Here is a 16,954-nt window from a genome sequence, read left to right as displayed (position 1 = left end):
AATGGCAGTAAAAGTTGGTATTAATGGGTTTGGCAGAATCGGTCGTTATCTCACTAGACTTATTCACGATAGCAAAGATCTTGATCTTGTTGCGGTAAATGCACGCGCTTCTAACGAAGATCTTGCACTCCTTCTGAAGCATGATTCCGTACAGGGAACATTTGCGGCAGATGTTGAGCCGAATGAGAAAGGTTTTACCGTTAATGGTAAGCAGATTATAGTTACCCGTTGCGCACCCGGTGAATGGACTTGGGGCGAGCTAGGTTGTGACGTTGTCGTTGAATCCACAGGGAGTTTCCGCGATCGTGAAAATTGCGAAAAAATGATTGCTTGCGGCGCGAAAAAAGTTGTTATAAGTGCTCCTGGAATTGATGCCGATACTACCATAGTAATTGGTGTTAACGATGAAGATCTTAAGCCTGAACACAACATCGTATCTGCGGCATCCTGTACCACTAACTGCCTTGCTCCAGTAGCGAAAGTTATTAACGACACATTTGGTATTGAACGCGGTCTTATGACCACCGTTCACGCCTACACAATGAGCCAGAGAGTTCTTGACGGTTCCCATAAAGATATTCGCAGAGCAAGAGCTTGTGCGGTCAATATCGTTCCAACAACAACTGGTGCGGCCAAAGCTGTATCTTTAGTTATTCCGGAACTTAAGGGTAAACTTGATGGTATGTCAGTTCGCGTCCCTACTCCGAACGTTTCACTTGTAGACCTTACCTGTGATCTTGCTAGAGAAACCACAGCAGAAGAAGTCAACGCAGTTCTTAAAAAAGCTGCCAATGATAGCTTGGGCTACACAGAAATGCCGCTTGTTTCCCAGGATTACCTTGGCGACACTCACGGCGGAGTTGTTGACGGACCGCTTACAGCTGTTATGGATGGAAAAATGCTCAAGCTCATCATTTGGTATGACAATGAAGCAAGTTTCACCAACCAGCTCGTTCGTTTAACTACAAAAGTAGCTAATATGATCTAGCCCTCAAAAGCATATTCTTAGATATTTAAAGTCCCTCGGTTCATTTGAATCGAGGGACTTTTTTTGCCCTATTCGTTTTAGCAAAAATGAGTGATAAATATTGAGAACATTAACAACTTATATCAAAAGTTAGCGGCTTGAATATGCATCCAATCTTTGTTTTTTGCTCGCCCTAGACTGGTCCACCCTTCTGCTTCCCAAAAACTCCACCACGCATCATATTCAGGCTTTGCGAAAGTCGCTTTATCGCTATCCCATCTAAACTTATTATTATCGGGATCATAATCCACAGCAATTCCCCAGCTATGGGTTGACGTTCTTTTCCCAGCTCTCATTGGACGGACGTTCAAGCAACCTCCCCAAAGGTTAAGGCGCAGTTCCTCAATTCTTCCTTGTCCGTAATGAGAAAATGTTTGTGTCAGGACTCTTTCAAGGCTGTCGTGAACTTTTTCATGACACAGATATGAATTAACAATAGTGCCTTTATCCCAAGCCAGTTTATGTGGATATGGCAAATGCAATCGTACTTGGTTTTCACCAACCGGCCCGTAATAATTTAGTAATTCATTTGCGGATTGGTTAGGCCATGTTGAAATTGAGACCTCATCTCTTTGACCGTTGCGCGACCTAAGAACAGCATAAGCAGATGTTGTTCCTATATTCCAACCTCCGTCAATTATCCCGGATAACAAATTCTTAGCTTTAGCCATAACTTGAATATATCCAATCAGACATTTTTCGTCTGTCCAATTGTCAGGTATTTGCGGAATAGCTTTAATTTCAGCTAAAGTAGCCTGACCGGCAATTCCATCCACAACTAGGTTCGCTCCGTTTTTATTGAGTAATTCCTGAATAAACATTATTTTATCTTTCTTCATAACCCTTCCTTAAACTGAATTGATACAATGTTGATATGAACTGGTTTTGATTAAAAAACACCATATGATGATTTTTATTATCACACATAAAAAGGTTTTGCACGTATAGAGTAAGTTTTTTACTATATGGTCATTGATTTAAAATTATAATAAAAAGGCGACATGTTCTGTCAGAACATGTCGCCTTTTGCTAATTGGCAATAATATATTTCACCTTTTCTATACCTGTTAATTATTATAATATATTAATTTAAAAATACCATTGTAATTTAATATGTATATTTTAACAGGAACTAGACTGCGAAATTATACTTATTTGTTATAATAAATAGGTTCTGGATTTGTAGCGTAATTAATAGTATTGAGAGCTAATATGTTTGGAAATAAATCATTTAGAGAAAATTACTCTTCAAATAAAACGTTCGTTTTAGACCTCATTATTTTTATTTTTTTAATGGTTGTTGTAAGCTTGTTTTTGTATGAAGGGTCAGAAAAGTTAGGTTACAACTGGCAATGGTTCAGAGTGCCCTCTTTCATATTTACCTATGACAACGATGTTTTTGTTCCCGGCCTTCTGCTCGAAGGGCTAATGGTTACATTAAAGATTACGGGCCTTGCTTTTGTTCTTACATTTATCATAGGACTCGGAACGGCTATATTGAGTCTATCTCAGTCGTTTGTCGGGAACAGTATTGCTCGTGTGTACCTTGAAGTTATTCGCAATACTCCACTGCTCATTCAGCTGTTTTTTATGTATTTTGTTGTTTCTCCCATATTTGATATCAGCGGATTCTGGGCAGCAGTCATTGCTTTGTCTCTTTTTGAGGGCGCCTATGCTTCTGAAATTTTCAGGTCAGGGATTACGTCAATAGATAAAGGCCAATGGGAAGCGGCATATAGCCTTGGGGGGAACACGAAATTTGCCTATCTAAATATTATTCTGCCACAGGCAATACCGCGCATAGCTCCTCCACTTGCAGGGCAAGCTATAGCACTTGTAAAGGATTCCGCTCTCGTTAGTACTGTCGCCATTTACGACCTGACTATGCAGGGTCAATCTATTATTTCTGAAACTTTTTTGACGTTTGAAGTTTGGTTTACTGTTGCGGCCGCGTATCTGGTTGTAACCCTTTTGCTTTCATGGACATTGGACCGACTTGCGAGCCGTTTTAAGAGTGCATGGTAAGTTTAAAATTTTAACACGGAGTAATTTATAATGACTTTATGGAGAACCGTTAATGTCGGTCTCGCAGCTGTAATCATGATCATGGGGATCTCTACAGCCGTCTGGGCCGGTAACGTAAGACAAAGTTTGGCGCAGGAAAGTGCTATTGAAACTATTCAAAAAAAACAAATATTACGTGTTGGATTTTCAACATTCAAGCCGTGGGCAATGAAAGATAAAAACGGCGAATTTATCGGCTTTGAAATAGATGTCGCTAGACGCCTTGCAAAAGATATGGGCGTAAAAGTTAGATTCATCCCGACTAAATGGGATGGCATCATTCCCGCTTTGTTAACAGGAAAATTCGATATAATTATCGGCGGAATGGGCATTACCCCTAAACGCAATCTCAAGGTCAATTTCTCTGACCCTTACGAATTTACCGGAATGTCCATTATTGCCAGCAAGTCTGCTGCTAGTGGAAAAACATCCCTTAAAGATTTCAACACAGATTCAACAAAAGTTTCTGTCCGTCTCGGCACAACTGCTGAGAAGGCAGCCAAAAACTTTTTACCAAATGCTAAAATCTTGAAATTCAGCGATGAAGCTGCATCCATTCAGGAACTGCTAAATGGTAAAGTTGATTGCTTGATTGCATCTAACCCGCTCCCTGCAAATCTTGCTCAGAAATATCCTGAGAAGTTGTACCTACCTCTCAAAGATGATTTCACCAAAGAGCCTATCGGCTTTGCTGTAAGAAAAGGTGATCCTGACTTTCTTAATTACCTCAATAACTGGATCAAAGTCACCAATTCTGAAGGTTGGCTTGAATCCCGCTTTAACTACTGGTTCAATACCAAAGAATGGGAATCACAGGTCGAGTAATTATTAAGAATGTATAATATGAAAAAAAGGGTAACATCCCTTGATATACTGCTACTTGCAGTTATCATTGGGGTGTTATCCGCTCTTTCCTATCATTTAGTTTCAAAGCTTAATTATCATTGGAATTGGTCAGTAATACCTAATTATATCTATAGATATGATCAGGTTACGGGCCATATAAAAGCAGGGCAGCTCACTCAGGGACTCTTGGTGACGCTGCGTCTTTCCGTATGGTCAATTTTGTTTGCACTGATAATAGGCACTGTCATGGGTATTTTAAGAGTAAGTCCGCGCCCTCTTTTTCGTATGATATCCAGCACGTACGTGGGGCTTATTCGAAATATTCCACCCCTTGTTCTTATCTTTATTTTTTATTTCTTTCTTGGCGACCAATTGATGAGCCTGACTGGTATTACGGATCTATCCTATTCCATGGAAGATAAAGACTTTCCACTTCTAACATTCTTATTCGGTCCTATCGAACAATTACCCGCGTTTCTATCCGGAGTGCTAACTATGTCCCTATTCGAAGGGGCCTATATAACAGAGATTGTAAGAGCCGGCATAGAGGCGGTTCCGAATGAGCAATGGGAAGCATCAAAGGCGCTAGGTTTCAACCGTCCCAAGCAATTGATTCATATCGTTTTGCCACAAGCTTTTTCGCAGTCTTTGCCTACTTTGGCGGGGCAGTTTATTTCTACTATTAAAGATTCGTCCATTGTTTCGGTCATTTCGATACAAGAGCTTACATTTGCCGGACAAGAACTCATGTCTGCGACTTACCGTACATTTGAAATATGGTCGGTTGTGATTATTCTCTATTTCTTGCTGACGTTCCCATGTTCAATAGGCGTCAGAGCTTTGGAAAAAAGGATGAACCGTCATAAGCAGGATTAATCTCACAAACATACTTTTCTATTTTATCCGATATGATCAAAAAAGCATCCACGACCGTTGGATCGAACTGTGTTCCAGAACAGTTTACAATTTCTTTTACTACTTGTTCAAAAGGGATTGCGTCCCGATACGGACGATCCTGCATCATTGCGGAAATAGTATCCGCCACAGCTATTATACGAGCGCCTAAGGGTATATCTTCACCCTTCAACCCCTCAGGGTATCCACGCCCGTCGAATCTTTCGTGATGGTGTAAAATCATCCGAGCTATGCCATTATCACCGGAAAAGAATTCAACAGGACCTACTATCCCCGCTCCCGTGACGGGGTGCTGTTTAATGACTTCATATTCAGCATCAGTCAGTCCGCCTTTTTTATTGAGAATCGAATCTGGAATACCAATTTTACCAATATCATGTAAATGCCCTGCAATATGCAATGCCGTGCAATCCTCTTGGCAAAGCCCCATTTGAAGGCAAATTTCCTGCGTAATAACTGCAACATCTTCTGAATGAGAACTGGTGCAACTATCCTTCGCATCAATTGCATTACCTAGAGATTCGGCAAATTGATGAATTGTTTGTTGAACAATATTTAGCTGAGTCTCATTTTGCTTATTTTGCGCACCAACAATATCTATTATATCTTTCATTTCTACTGATCCTTGAATATTTATTAGTTCAACACTTCTCACTGAGCCCATTGAAATTGAATGTCATTGTCAATATTGAATTGTAGTTCAAAACAATAAATCAGTCATTTATAGACGACTATCATTTAATTCACATTATATTATGCCAATATTTCAATAGTTTTCAAAGTTGTAACATTCTTGACATCTAATCAAAACCTTTGATGCCATAAGTTGCCAATAACTTAAGCTGAGGAGGTCAACCAGCATGTCGTTAAAGTTTAAATTAATATCATTTTGTCTAGTTCTTGGTTTGATTCCATTAGTTATAGTCAGTGTATTCAGCGTTGAATTGGCGTCGAAAGCACTTTCCGAACAAGCGTTTAGTCAACTAGAATCTGTGCGTGATACAAAAAAGAAAAATTTAGAGGACTTAATAAGCAAATGGTATCATGAAGTGGAACTCTTTTCGAACGTTAAGGAAGTCTACAATACTGTGGGAATGATTGGAGAGTACGCAATTGATAACGGGTTTCCGGGTAGACGTTTAAATGTTCATTCAGATGAATATATCGAGATTCACCAATATGCTAAAAAGCCATTTGAGCCTTTCGTAAAAACGCTGGGCTATGATGATGCGCTTCTTATCGATGATTATGGACGCGTGCTTTTCACTGTAAATAAGGAAGCCGATGTAGGCATAGATTTAGTAAAAGGCCCTTACAAAGATTCAAATTTAGCAAAGGTATGGAGAAAAGCTGTTAAGGGTGAAATAGTCTTCGCAGATTTCGAACCATATGAACCTCTTGGTGGAATTCCGGTGGCCTTTATAGCAGCACCTGTTCGTTCACATGCCGGTGATATTCAAGGGGTTGCAGTCCTTCGCATTCCATTAAAAGAGATCAATTCAATCATGACTCTCCGTTCAGGAATGGGCGAAACGGGCGAATCATACCTTGTAGGCCAAGACCTTCATATGCGTTCTGATTCTGAGTTGAATCCATTATACAGATCAGTAAGGTCTTCATTTGAAAATCCGGATCTTGGAAAAGTTGACTCGGTCGCAGTCAATCAGGCGCTTGCGGATATTAGCAATACATCCCTAACGGTTGATTCCAAGGACATCTCATTTCTAACCGCTTACGCACCTCTTAAAATTGGAACTTCAACTTGGGCTCTCATTTCTGAGATCCACAAAGACGAAGCTTTTTCAGCTGTAACAAGACTTCGATTAATCACATTACTGATTACGATCACAACGGCTATCCTTGTTGTAATTATCTCTCTCATCTTTTTGCGATCTGAAATAATTAACCCGCTTAAAGATATCGAAAATTATGTAGCCGCCATCTCTACCGGTAATTTCAAAGCTGATATTGAGGGTGTATTCAAAGGAGAAATCAAAAATCTCGCTGACGGTATCCAACTTATGGTATCGGAATTAAAAAACAAACTTGGATTTTCTCAAGGGATACTTGAAGGAATGACAGTCCCCTGTCTTGTGTCTGATACCGAAGCCAGAATTTCATATATAAACAATCCGCTCTGCAGGCTTTTAGAAAGCAGTGATTCATGTGAAAGCTGGATTGGAAAACCTGTAAAAGATTTATTGCAGATTCCTGAAGATGAGCAAGGCATTATTGCTCAGTGTTTATCGGAAAAGAAACCTGTTCTTAACCGCGAACGCAAGTTGCACACAAAAAAAGAAGGCCATCGTAATGTTAGAATTGATGCCGCTCCACTCTACAATCTGGACAGTGACTTAATTGGCGGTTTCGCAATCATCATTGATTTGAGTGATATCAAAGCGAAAGAAGATCAGATCACTGAGCAAAATAAGATAATGGTTGAAATTACAGCTAATGCTGAGTCCATTTCAAAGTACTTAACTAACGGTGCTGCAGAGATTGAGTTACAGGTTGAGAACGTTTCGGCTAACACTGAACGCCAATTTGATAAAATTGAGCAGTCTTCGCAGGCTGTAACTGAAATGAACCGGACACTGGTGAGTTCTTCTAAAAACGCTGAGACAGCCGTTCAGCAGGCAAAAAACACACAGCTACGGGCTGAAAGCGGCATGCATACTCTTACTGAGACCAGTATTGCGATACTACAGTTAAAATCCTTATCTGATATGGTGATGGAGAATATGCATGAGCTTGGTGAGCAAACACAATCTATCGGCGGAATAATAAATGTTATTAATGATATAGCTGACCAGACAAACCTGCTCGCACTAAATGCGGCCATTGAGGCAGCACGAGCTGGCGAAGCGGGACGCGGATTTGCTGTGGTTGCAGATGAGGTGCGCAAATTGGCAGAAAAGACCATGCTTTCTACAAATGAGGTGGAAGGCGCAATTCATAGAATTCGCGAATCAGCTAAGTCTAATATGGAAAAAACAGACTTGACGGTAGCGGCTGTAGAACATGCAAGCGGGCTAGTCTCTAAATCGGTTGATGCTCTCCAATCAATTTCAGATATGTCAGTAGATACAGCATGCGAAATTCAACTGATCGCCAAAGCAACTGATGAGCAATCCCGGGCACACGACCTGATCCATAAAAATGTGGAAGATATTAAATCTATTGCGGGTGAAACAAAAAGCGATATGCGGCATTCTTCTGAATCCATATCAAGCTTGGCAAGAACGGCAGAAGAACTGGAAAAATTGATTAAGAAACTAAGTCTGGCAGGAAGCAAATAAAACTCAATAGCAAAAATTGATTAATAAAAATCTGGGCCTCGTTTAAAATCCGTGGCCCAGATTTTTCATAGAATTTTCTAGCTTTAAAGCTTCAGATTCAAGCACTTCGGGAGTTAGCTTCTCGTCAGTGACTCTAAATGGCTTATCCATGAAAACCTTGCAGCGGCTAAAAGGCTTAGCGACTTCAAATCTGTCCCATGATTTTTCGAAAACCGTAGGATTATCTACGTACCCCCTGATAGGAATGATGGCAGAACCTGTGCGTTGCGCGATAGCTAAAATACCCTGCTTAACCTTATGACGGGGGCCTCTGGGGCCATCAACAGTTATGACACCAATACGTTCTTCTTTTTTCATCAAGCGGGTCATAGAAAGCATTGCTTTGACCCCGCCCCGTGTAGAGGAACCTCTGGCTACCTTGTAACCTATGCGCTCCAAGGTCTTGGTGATAATCTGACCGTCGCGGCTATCGCTTGCCATGGTCACGTATGGAAAACCTTTAGTGACGCCATATGCTGTCAGAGTAAAAATTTCATTATGCCACAAAGCGAGCATTGCAGGCTCTTTGTTGTTCATAAGCCTAGTTAGGTTCTCAAAACCTTCAACCTCAAAACGAAGAGTTTTAATCAGAGCTCGGTAGCAAAATGCCATGGGCGCAGCGACTAATACGGGTTTTACTTTAATCTTCATAGCAAATCACTCAACATATCCGAAAAGAATATTATTAACTTTAAAACGTAAAAATGCGGTCCTTAGCAGCTACATGAATTAGCTGATAAGAACCGCATTGAAATCGTAAAATACTTAGTTCACTCAACTGAAGAGAGCATAACTAAAAGTTTATAAAAAATAAAGTGGCTTGAGAACTGAAATCCATATTTATTTATACCCTGAACCAAGGTTTAGGAGTATTTCTTCTACTTTATCGGCTTCAATTTTCAATAGTTCAGGAGTTAGCTTCTGTTCAGTAACCCGAATAGGCTCACCCATAAAAACTTTACAGCGGCCAAAAGGTTTCGGCAATTGAAATTTATCCCATGACTTGTTAAAAACAATGGGATTTTCAAGGTAACCTCGCATAGGAATAATAAGAGAATCGGTTCTTTGAGCAATGGCTAAAATACCCTGCTTAAGCTTATGCCTAGGCCCTTTGGGACCATCTACAGTTATTATTCCTATTCGCCCTTCTTTCTTCATTATACGAGTCATACCGAGCATAGCTTTTAAACCGCCACGAGAGGAAGATCCTCGCGCAACTTTATAGCCGATGCGGACCAGTACTTCTGTAATAATCTGCCCATCATTACTATCGCTGGCTATGGTGACATAGGGCAGTTTTTGTGCATAACCGTAAGTAGACAGAGTTAACAACTCATCATGCCAAACAGCTATTATAACAGTTTTATTACTATCTAAAACCTTGGTTACATTTTCTAGTCCATCGACTTCAAAACGAATAGTTTTTGCCAGCATTTTATAAAGAAACGCCAGCGGAGCTGCAACAAGTGCAGAATTAACTTTTATTTTCATATGGCCTTCTAAGTATCTTGGAACTGCATGTTATATAGCTTGATGTATAAAGGGCATTTTTTAAGGAGTTCTTTATGACTGCCTTTCGCGACAATTACACCCCTTTCCATAACAACTATAACATCAGCTGTAAGGATGGTAGAAAGTCTATGTGCAATTACAATACTTGTTCTATCTTGCATTAAATTTTCAAGAGCCATCTGAACGACACGTTCTGATTCTGTATCAAGTGCGCTGGTTGCTTCATCTAGTATGAGCAGTGGCGGATTCTTAAGAAGTGCTCTTGCAATAGTAAGCCTCTGTTTCTGTCCGCCTGACAACCTAACACCGCGTTCACCCACAATCGTATCGTATCCCTCGGGAAGTTTTTCTATAAAATCATGTGCAAATGCTGTTTCAGAAGCCTTTTTGACTTCCTCAAAAGGAGCATCCTGATGAACGTAAGCAATATTTTCACGAACACTGGCATTAAACAGGAAAGTTTCCTGAGAAACCATTCCCAAGTTTAGGCGCAGTGACTTTAGCGTGTAGTCTTGAATGGGGATACCATTGATTTCAATAGATCCATGTTCAGGATCGTAAAAACGAGGAATAAGATTGACTAGAGTAGTCTTACCGGAGCCACTAGGCCCTACTACAGCAATTTTCTGCCCTGCTTTGACCTTCAGGTTGATATTATTAAGAATCGGTCCATCAGAGGACGGATAACTGAATGTGAGGTCTTTAATTACCAGCTCTTTAAACGGCTGAGTCAGCTCTTTAGAACCGCCCTTTTCTTCGTTAATAGTAGGGGAATCCAATATTTCGAAAACCCTTTCAGCCCCTGCAAGCGCCCGCTGAATAGTCAGGTTTGAAGCGTTGATTTTCTTAATTGGTTCATAAAGCATGATAAGTGCCGTAATGAATGAGAAAAAAGTACCTGGTGTGGACTCGCCACTAATAACTTGCATACCGCCGTACCACAGAACAAGGCCAATTCCGAAAGCCCCTACTATCTCCATTATGCGTGATGATAGCTCACTATGTAAAACCTGTTTAATCGCAATGTTAACGAGTCGGTGGTTTTCACTATCAAACTTTTTAGATTCCAGTTTTTCGTTTGCAAAGGCCTTAATGACCTTAACTCCACTGAAAACTTCTTGAAGCTGTGCATTGATGTCTGAAATTTTAACCTGATTTTTACGGCCCAATTTACGTAATTTTCTACCAAAATAGAAAAACGGAAAAATAGCCAAAGGCAGTACAAGCACGGCCCAGAAAGCCAGATATGCGTCTCTGTAGAAAACGAGACTAATCAAGGCTATAATGGTGATTGCTTCACGGATCATCATTATAAAAGACGGTAAGCTCTGCCTGATTTCCATAACATCGTTAAGGATTCTGGACATGAGCATGCCTACCTGACTTTCTTCAAAGAAGTTCATAGGTAGACAGACTATCTTTTGAAACAAATCATTTCTGAGCTGTTCTAGAACCATTAAGCCTGCGGTATTCATAAGATAAGATTGGAAAAATCTAAAAAATCCCTTAATTAGCATAACCACAACAAAGGCTATAGGGATTAAAAATAGAGCTTCGCGATCTTTACTGATGAAAATGTCATCCATAGCTGGCTGAATGAGGTATGCAGTACCGGCGGTCGCTGCTGCAACAAATGCCATAGATACAAATGCTATAAAAATTCTGAATTTGTATGGTGCAAAATAAGATAAACACCTACGAATCAGGTGTTTGTTGCTTAAGTAATTATGTTTATCGCCTTTGGGCAAAGTATTCTCCTTTAATATGGCTAATAGCCGAATGCGATAACTTCCATACGTCTCATTTGGAATGATCGCAAGTGTCGATTCTGTTGAGATAGCTTTTCTCTATATGTATACCATTGGATGATAGTATCAATCGATTTGACGGTTTGCGCAGCTATATGATTGAACAATAGTCAATAAGGGGAATATATTATGCCAATAAAAATAGAATGTCAGGGGCTGCCTTGCCCGCAGCCTGTTATACAGTGCAAGAATTTAATTGAATCAAGTAACCCTTCTTCAATAGAAGTGGTTGTTGATAACGTGCCTGCCAAAGAAAATGTTTCAAGATTTATGACTACGAAAGGGTATGAAGTTACCGTAGAAGAAAAAGATTCATTAACAACTATTAAAGGTGTTAAATCTGCTGGCGGCAACAATTCTGAGGCAGAAGTATGCGAAGAATGTACAGTAATGAGTACTGAAGAATTGGCGAGAATCGATAGTAAGACCTTGATTTTCTTGAACAGTGACTGCCTGGGAAGCGGAGATGATGAACTTGGCGCAAAGCTGATGTTTAACTTCGTTTCTACCCTGCCCGAGCTTGGTGATTCTCTATGGAGAATTATTATGGTTAATGGCGCGGTCAAACTTGCTACAGATGGCCATCCATGTCTGGAAAAATTAAAAGAGATGGAAGCTGCCGGAGTTTCAATACTTGTTTGCGGAACATGTCTTGATCATTTTAATCTGCTGGAGAAAAAAGGGGTTGGCGAGACCACAAATATGCTCGATGTGGTCACAAGCATGCAGCTTGCAACGAAAGTCATTAAAGCTTAAACAGAACTTTGAGTGTCACCCGTAATGTTTCGGGGCTTAGCTCATAATATCAACGAGATTCTGTTTAAAGGACGACATGGCTGACAATATAAAAAATCCCGATACGGTTCGACTTAATAAATTTATCGCTTCTTCCGGTCTTTCATCAAGACGCGGAGCTGATGAATTGGTTAAACAGGGTAAAGTAAAAATTAATGGCGAACGTGTAGATTCCCCCGGTATTCAGGTCGACCCTGAAAATGACCAGGTGGAAGTGCGCGGTCAGCTTATAGAAAATAAAACGAAAGATGAGCATACTTATATTTTATTAAATAAGCCCATCGAAACAGTAACTACTGCAAAAGATCCTCAAAAGCGTAAAACTGTGATGGATTTGCTGTCTAAGGAAATAGTGAATAAACGAGTTTTCCCTGTTGGCAGACTCGATTTCTATTCCGAAGGCTTACTATTCCTCACAACTGATGGCGAGCTATGTAACCGCATGACTCACCCTCGCTGGCATCTGCCGAAAGTCTATGAAGTTATAGTTCGCGGCCCTATCAGTAAGGAAAACATCGCAATCATGGAAGCTGGAATGTTTTTATCTGAAGGAGATATACTCGCACCTGTTAAGGTGAAAGTTTTATCTGAAGGTAAAGACACAACCAAGGTTGAAATGATCCTTAGTCAGGGCGTGAATCGTCAAATCAGACGTATGTTCAGAGACTTTGACACAACTATTCTCAAAATTAAGAGAACTAGACAGGGTCAAGTTACAATTGATAATTTACCCGCTGGTAAATGGCGGGAACTGACCGCAGAAGAAGTAGCGTCGCTAAAGAAAGACGTAGGACTTTAAATAAAAAAGGGAGTGCAGATGTTAATCCGCACTCCCTTTTCTTTTGTCTTTTGAAAAAGAATCTATAGTAATTGACTACTGAGTCTTGGTATTGTCGTCCACATCGACTCCTGCTGGAGGCGTGAAGTCGAAAAAAGAATCTTCGACTTCGGGGTCTAGTTCAATGTTTGAAAGAACGACTTCGTTGCCGTTTCCGTAGAAATCAACGACTAATATTTTAGTCAGCATCTTATTCGCATCTACCCACACAAAAGCAAGCACAAGACCTGTTTCCGGCTCAAGCGGAAGCAATTTAAGCTTAATAAGCCCATCTTCCATGCCCTTATTTTCAACAACAAAGTCTTCTTCCAGTTTTGCCTTGCCTGAAATGAACTTGATCATAGTCTTGGAATTGAAAATCTGTTTTGTGCGATATTTCATGGCAACCTTATCATCTGGAAAGTAATCCCAGACTATAGATTCCCCTACTATCAAAAGTTCAGGTTCCGGCTTCACAGACTCCCAGTGTAGAAGTGAAGGCTGCTTGAAGGTAATTTTACCTGAGCGAATTTCACTCTCTTTACTTGCGGCATTCGTCAAAGTCTGAGTGAAATCGGCCTTAAAAGATTTAATTGAATCGTATGTTTTTTGAATATCGGAAGTCAGCTCATCGGCCGAAGCGGTTGAACCGAAGGACAATAACGCAATCAGTACCAGCAAACAGAACCGTAATTTCATATATTCCTCATAAGTCAGTTTTTGCGTTCATCTACTTATCTAGTATAACCTTATTAAGCTTAATATGAAAGGGACACTAAAAGCTGCCAATCAGCAGCAAGTGGCTAGTTTATTTGAACCAGAATGTAATTAGACAAAAAAATTAGTCGCGAGTAACGAGAATAATACGTGGTTTGCTACCATCCTGCGGGCCCAGAATTCCATCCTGTTCCATCTGCTCGATGAAACGTGCGGCGCGGTTAAAGCCGATACGGAAACGTCTCTGCAACAGAGATATGGAAGCTTTGCCTTGATCGAGCACAAACTTAACTGCTTCCTGATAAACGGGATCATCGGACTCACTAGGCATACTACCGGCGCCCGGCCCCGATGGAGTTTCTTTCCAGTCAGTGAAATCCAGATCAAATTCCTGTGGATATTTTTTCTTCCAGAAATCAACTACCAACTTAATCTCGTCATCTTCTACCAGAGCACCGTGCAACCTGCGAAGCTGCGCCCCACTCGGCTTGAAAAGCATGTCGCCTCGACCAAGCAGTTTCTCTGCACCACCCATATCTAAAATGGTTCGAGAATCGTGCTTTGAGGTTACCTGAAATGAAATTCGTGTAGGAAAGTTAGCCTTAATAAGTCCGGTAACAACATCAACTGAAGGACGCTGAGTTGCGAGTATAATATGTATGCCTGATGCACGTGCAAGCTGAGCAAGTCGAACTATACTTATTTCGACGTCTTTACCCGCTGTAAGCATAAGGTCAGCAAGCTCATCAACAACGATGACAAGGAATGGCATATGTTCGAGATCAGCGAGATCTTCCGGTATATCATCACCTAATTTTACAAGTTTTTCATTGTAACTGGCAATGTTTCGAACTCCAAGCTTGGCCATAGCCTGATAGCGTTTGTCCATCTCGAAAACGGCCCACTCGAGTGCACTTTTTGCCAGTGCCATATCAGTAACAACTGGATGTACCAAATGCGGAAGGCTTGCGTAGACCGCAAGCTCAATCCGTTTAGGATCGATGAGTAGAAGTTTAACTTCATCTGGCCCAGCACGATATAACAAACTCATGAGCAGTCCGTTAAGACAAACACTTTTACCCGCTCCGGTCGCACCAGCTACAAGTAAATGTGGCATTTTAATTAGATCGGCGACGACAGGTACACCTTGAATGTCCTTACCTAGAGCCATTGTCAGCGGAGATTTTGCATTCTTAAAGCAATCTGCTTCGAAAATTTCACGGAGATAAACAACCTGACGTTCTTCATTAGGAATCTCAACACCAACAGAATCTTTGCCGGGAATGGGGGCTTCGATTCTTACGGCAATAGCTTTAAGAGCCAAAGCTATATCATCTGTAAGGCCAGCAATCTTACTGACTTTCACACCGGGAGCCGGCTTGAATTCAAACATTGTAACAACAGGCCCGGGAATAACATTCTGAATTTCGCCATCAATGTTGAAGTCTTTCAAACATACAGCAAGGCTATTAGTTTTACCCTCTAAAACCTTAGGGTCTACCTTTACTCCAGTAATCTTAGGTTCCAACAACATATCAAGTGGAGGGAAATCTGCTTTAATATCAAATTTTTTAGCTTTCGGCTTAGCTTTTTTCTTCGCAGGTTCATTTGATATAGGCTTAAGAACTATTTCAGCATCACTTTCTTCAGCGGATTCCTGCTGTTTATCTTTTTTCTTTTTGCCTACGATATTTCTTAAAGTCTTACTTGAGGTAGCCTTTTCATCTTTTTTACGGTCGTGTTCAACTTTTAAACGTTTTGCTCTGCGCTCAAAACGTTCTTTATTCTTAAGTCCGAAGTCAATGAGGATGGTTCGGATTCTCTTACCAATAGAAGCCCAACTTAGGTTGAGAGTCAGCTGAATACCAGCAAGAGTGGCGAACAACCAGAATAGAAAAGCTCCGACAGGTTTAAGGTAATAAAAGGACCACTTGGATAGAATTCCGCCAATAAATCCACCCCCATGAACAGCCAGTGTCTTCTGGTAGTCAGTCAGCCATGGGTGAGATGACCATGCCAATATACAGACATAGAGCAGAACAAATCCTGACCATCTCCACCAAGGTTGTTTTAAGGCGGTAAGAAATGAAGCAAGCCCGAGATACAGGCAATAGATCGGTATCAGCCAAGCACCTATCCCGACCATATCGACCATAAGGCCAGCGGAATACGATCCGGCTGGACCTATTAAATTCTTTATTTTCCAGCTCGAACTGACAGCCTGATTCAGGGTCGGATCGCCTGGATGGAAGGAGTACATGCTTATGAAAAGAAAGACGGCTAAAAACATCCAGAATAAGCCTGAAATTTCTTTTGCGAATTTTTCGCTAGGCAGTGTCTCATCCTCCATTTTGTCCCGCGGTATCATGCTGGGACTGTTTATTTAAATACTCCGGGCAATATAAGATCACCCGGAGCAAACTATTTTTACAAAGAAAAGGCTTATTTTTCGCGGCCTAAGTATTCTTTAGAGCGGGTATCTACTTTAACTTTATCATTTTCATTAACGAAAAGAGGCACATTGATTACAAGACCTGTTTCAAGTGTAGCAGGCTTGGAAGCACCACTCACACGGTCACCCTGAACGCCGGGATCAGTCTGTGCAACAAGCAATACAACTGAAGCAGGAAGTTCCATTCCAATAACTTCTCCATTATAGAGAAGAGCTTTGTTGCTTTCGCCTTCTTTAATAAAGCCAGCAGTATCACCAATTACATCACCAGAAACATTCATTTGGTCATATGATTCTAGATCCATGAGTACGTAGTCTTCACCATCTTTGTAAAGGAACTGCATCGCTTTGGTTGTCATATCTGGCTTATGAACTTTTTCACCGGAACGGAAAGTCTGATCAACTACGCGTCCTGTGAGCATGTTTTTAAGTTTAGTACGAACAAAAGCTCCGCCCTTACCTGGTTTAAAGTGCTGGAATTCAATGATATCATAAGGTTTCCCGTCAATTTCAATCTTAAGTCCATTTCTAAAATCTTTAGTAGATATCATTTTTCCTCCGCTGGAATATTAGGTGTACGACCTTTACGGCCTGTATAAAATAAAATGGTCAATTAACTATTTAAATTGAACATTCGAAATAACTATCGACAAATCATGCAAT

15 protein-coding genes are annotated in these 16,954 nt (G+C 40.7%); 7 read left to right on the top strand and 8 right to left on the bottom strand.

Translation table 11 applies throughout. From position 1 onward, the window contains the following. Position 1 precedes the first annotated feature (1 nt). On the top strand, positions 2–988 hold the full coding sequence (gene gap / locus BR06_RS0113835) for a type I glyceraldehyde-3-phosphate dehydrogenase (protein WP_031484050.1): 987 nt from the start codon (positions 2–4) through the stop codon (positions 986–988). 122 nt (positions 989–1,110) lie between these two features. Here gap and BR06_RS0113830 read toward each other — a convergent pair whose 3' ends face one another. Next, positions 1,111–1,866: a M15 family metallopeptidase domain-containing protein gene (locus BR06_RS0113830; RefSeq protein ID WP_031484047.1), complete on the bottom strand. Its 756-nt coding sequence runs from the start codon at positions 1,864–1,866 to the stop codon at positions 1,111–1,113. 373 nt (positions 1,867–2,239) lie between these two features. Here BR06_RS0113830 and BR06_RS0113825 point away from each other — a divergent pair, with 373 nt between their 5' ends. From BR06_RS0113825 to BR06_RS0113815, 3 genes are read left to right on the top strand one after another with little or no spacing between them, the layout of a single operon-like run. After that, positions 2,240–3,052: an amino acid ABC transporter permease gene (locus tag BR06_RS0113825; RefSeq protein ID WP_031484045.1), complete on the top strand. Its 813-nt coding sequence runs from the start codon at positions 2,240–2,242 to the stop codon at positions 3,050–3,052. 30 nt (positions 3,053–3,082) lie between these two features. Then, positions 3,083–3,916: a transporter substrate-binding domain-containing protein gene (locus tag BR06_RS0113820; RefSeq protein ID WP_031484043.1), complete on the top strand. Its 834-nt coding sequence runs from the start codon at positions 3,083–3,085 to the stop codon at positions 3,914–3,916. Positions 3,917–3,934: 18 nt separating this feature from the next. Beyond that, positions 3,935–4,813 (top strand): amino acid ABC transporter permease, encoded by an 879-nt coding sequence (locus BR06_RS0113815; RefSeq protein WP_328285921.1) that lies wholly within the window; start codon positions 3,935–3,937, stop codon positions 4,811–4,813. Here the strand turns inward: BR06_RS0113815 and BR06_RS0113810 are convergent. Beyond that, on the bottom strand, positions 4,770–5,465 hold the full coding sequence (locus BR06_RS0113810; protein ID WP_051677110.1) for an HD-GYP domain-containing protein: 696 nt from the start codon (positions 5,463–5,465) through the stop codon (positions 4,770–4,772). The two genes, BR06_RS0113815 and BR06_RS0113810, sit on opposite strands and share 44 nt — an antisense overlap. A gap of 247 nt (positions 5,466–5,712) precedes the next feature. Here BR06_RS0113810 and BR06_RS0113805 point away from each other — a divergent pair, with 247 nt between their 5' ends. After that, the gene (locus BR06_RS0113805; RefSeq protein ID WP_031484037.1) at positions 5,713–8,151 is read left to right on the top strand and encodes a methyl-accepting chemotaxis protein; all 2,439 of its coding nucleotides are present in this window, start codon (positions 5,713–5,715) and stop codon (positions 8,149–8,151) included. A gap of 42 nt (positions 8,152–8,193) precedes the next feature. Here BR06_RS0113805 and BR06_RS0113800 read toward each other — a convergent pair whose 3' ends face one another. The 3 genes from BR06_RS0113800 to BR06_RS0113790 all read right to left on the bottom strand — a co-directional run bounded on the left by BR06_RS0113800 (position 8,194) and on the right by BR06_RS0113790 (position 11,450). Beyond that, positions 8,194–8,841 (bottom strand): lysophospholipid acyltransferase family protein, encoded by a 648-nt coding sequence (locus tag BR06_RS0113800; protein WP_031484035.1) that lies wholly within the window; start codon positions 8,839–8,841, stop codon positions 8,194–8,196. A 189-nt stretch (positions 8,842–9,030) separates the two neighbouring features. Beyond that, positions 9,031–9,681, bottom strand: a complete 651-nt coding sequence (locus BR06_RS0113795) for a lysophospholipid acyltransferase family protein (protein ID WP_031484034.1) — start codon at positions 9,679–9,681, stop codon at positions 9,031–9,033. A gap of 8 nt (positions 9,682–9,689) precedes the next feature. After that, the gene (locus tag BR06_RS0113790; RefSeq protein WP_031484032.1) at positions 9,690–11,450 is read right to left on the bottom strand and encodes an ABC transporter ATP-binding protein; all 1,761 of its coding nucleotides are present in this window, start codon (positions 11,448–11,450) and stop codon (positions 9,690–9,692) included. Between the two features lie 189 nt (positions 11,451–11,639). Between BR06_RS0113790 and yedF the strand changes: the two genes are divergently transcribed. After that, the gene (yedF, locus tag BR06_RS0113785; protein WP_031484030.1) at positions 11,640–12,266 is read left to right on the top strand and encodes a sulfurtransferase-like selenium metabolism protein YedF; all 627 of its coding nucleotides are present in this window, start codon (positions 11,640–11,642) and stop codon (positions 12,264–12,266) included. Positions 12,267–12,342: 76 nt separating this feature from the next. After that, complete coding sequence (locus BR06_RS0113780; protein ID WP_031484028.1) at positions 12,343–13,104, top strand: pseudouridine synthase; 762 nt, start codon at positions 12,343–12,345, stop codon at positions 13,102–13,104. A gap of 75 nt (positions 13,105–13,179) precedes the next feature. Here the strand turns inward: BR06_RS0113780 and lolA are convergent, their stop codons facing one another. The 3 genes from lolA to efp all read right to left on the bottom strand — a co-directional run bounded on the left by lolA (position 13,180) and on the right by efp (position 16,842). Continuing rightward, the gene (lolA, locus tag BR06_RS0113775; protein WP_031484026.1) at positions 13,180–13,821 is read right to left on the bottom strand and encodes an outer membrane lipoprotein chaperone LolA; all 642 of its coding nucleotides are present in this window, start codon (positions 13,819–13,821) and stop codon (positions 13,180–13,182) included. A gap of 142 nt (positions 13,822–13,963) precedes the next feature. After that, a complete protein-coding gene (locus BR06_RS0113770; RefSeq protein ID WP_235727731.1) occupies positions 13,964–16,189 on the bottom strand; it encodes a DNA translocase FtsK in 2,226 nt (741 codons plus the stop codon). Between the two features lie 92 nt (positions 16,190–16,281). Then, complete coding sequence (gene efp / locus BR06_RS0113765; protein ID WP_031484023.1) at positions 16,282–16,842, bottom strand: elongation factor P; 561 nt, start codon at positions 16,840–16,842, stop codon at positions 16,282–16,284. Between the last annotated feature and the right edge of the window lie 112 nt (positions 16,843–16,954).

Origin of the sequence: Maridesulfovibrio frigidus DSM 17176 (assembly GCF_000711735.1) — a bacterium.
GTDB lineage: Bacteria > Desulfobacterota > Desulfovibrionia > Desulfovibrionales > Desulfovibrionaceae > Maridesulfovibrio > Maridesulfovibrio frigidus.
This window is presented reverse-complemented; position numbering and strand designations above follow the sequence as displayed.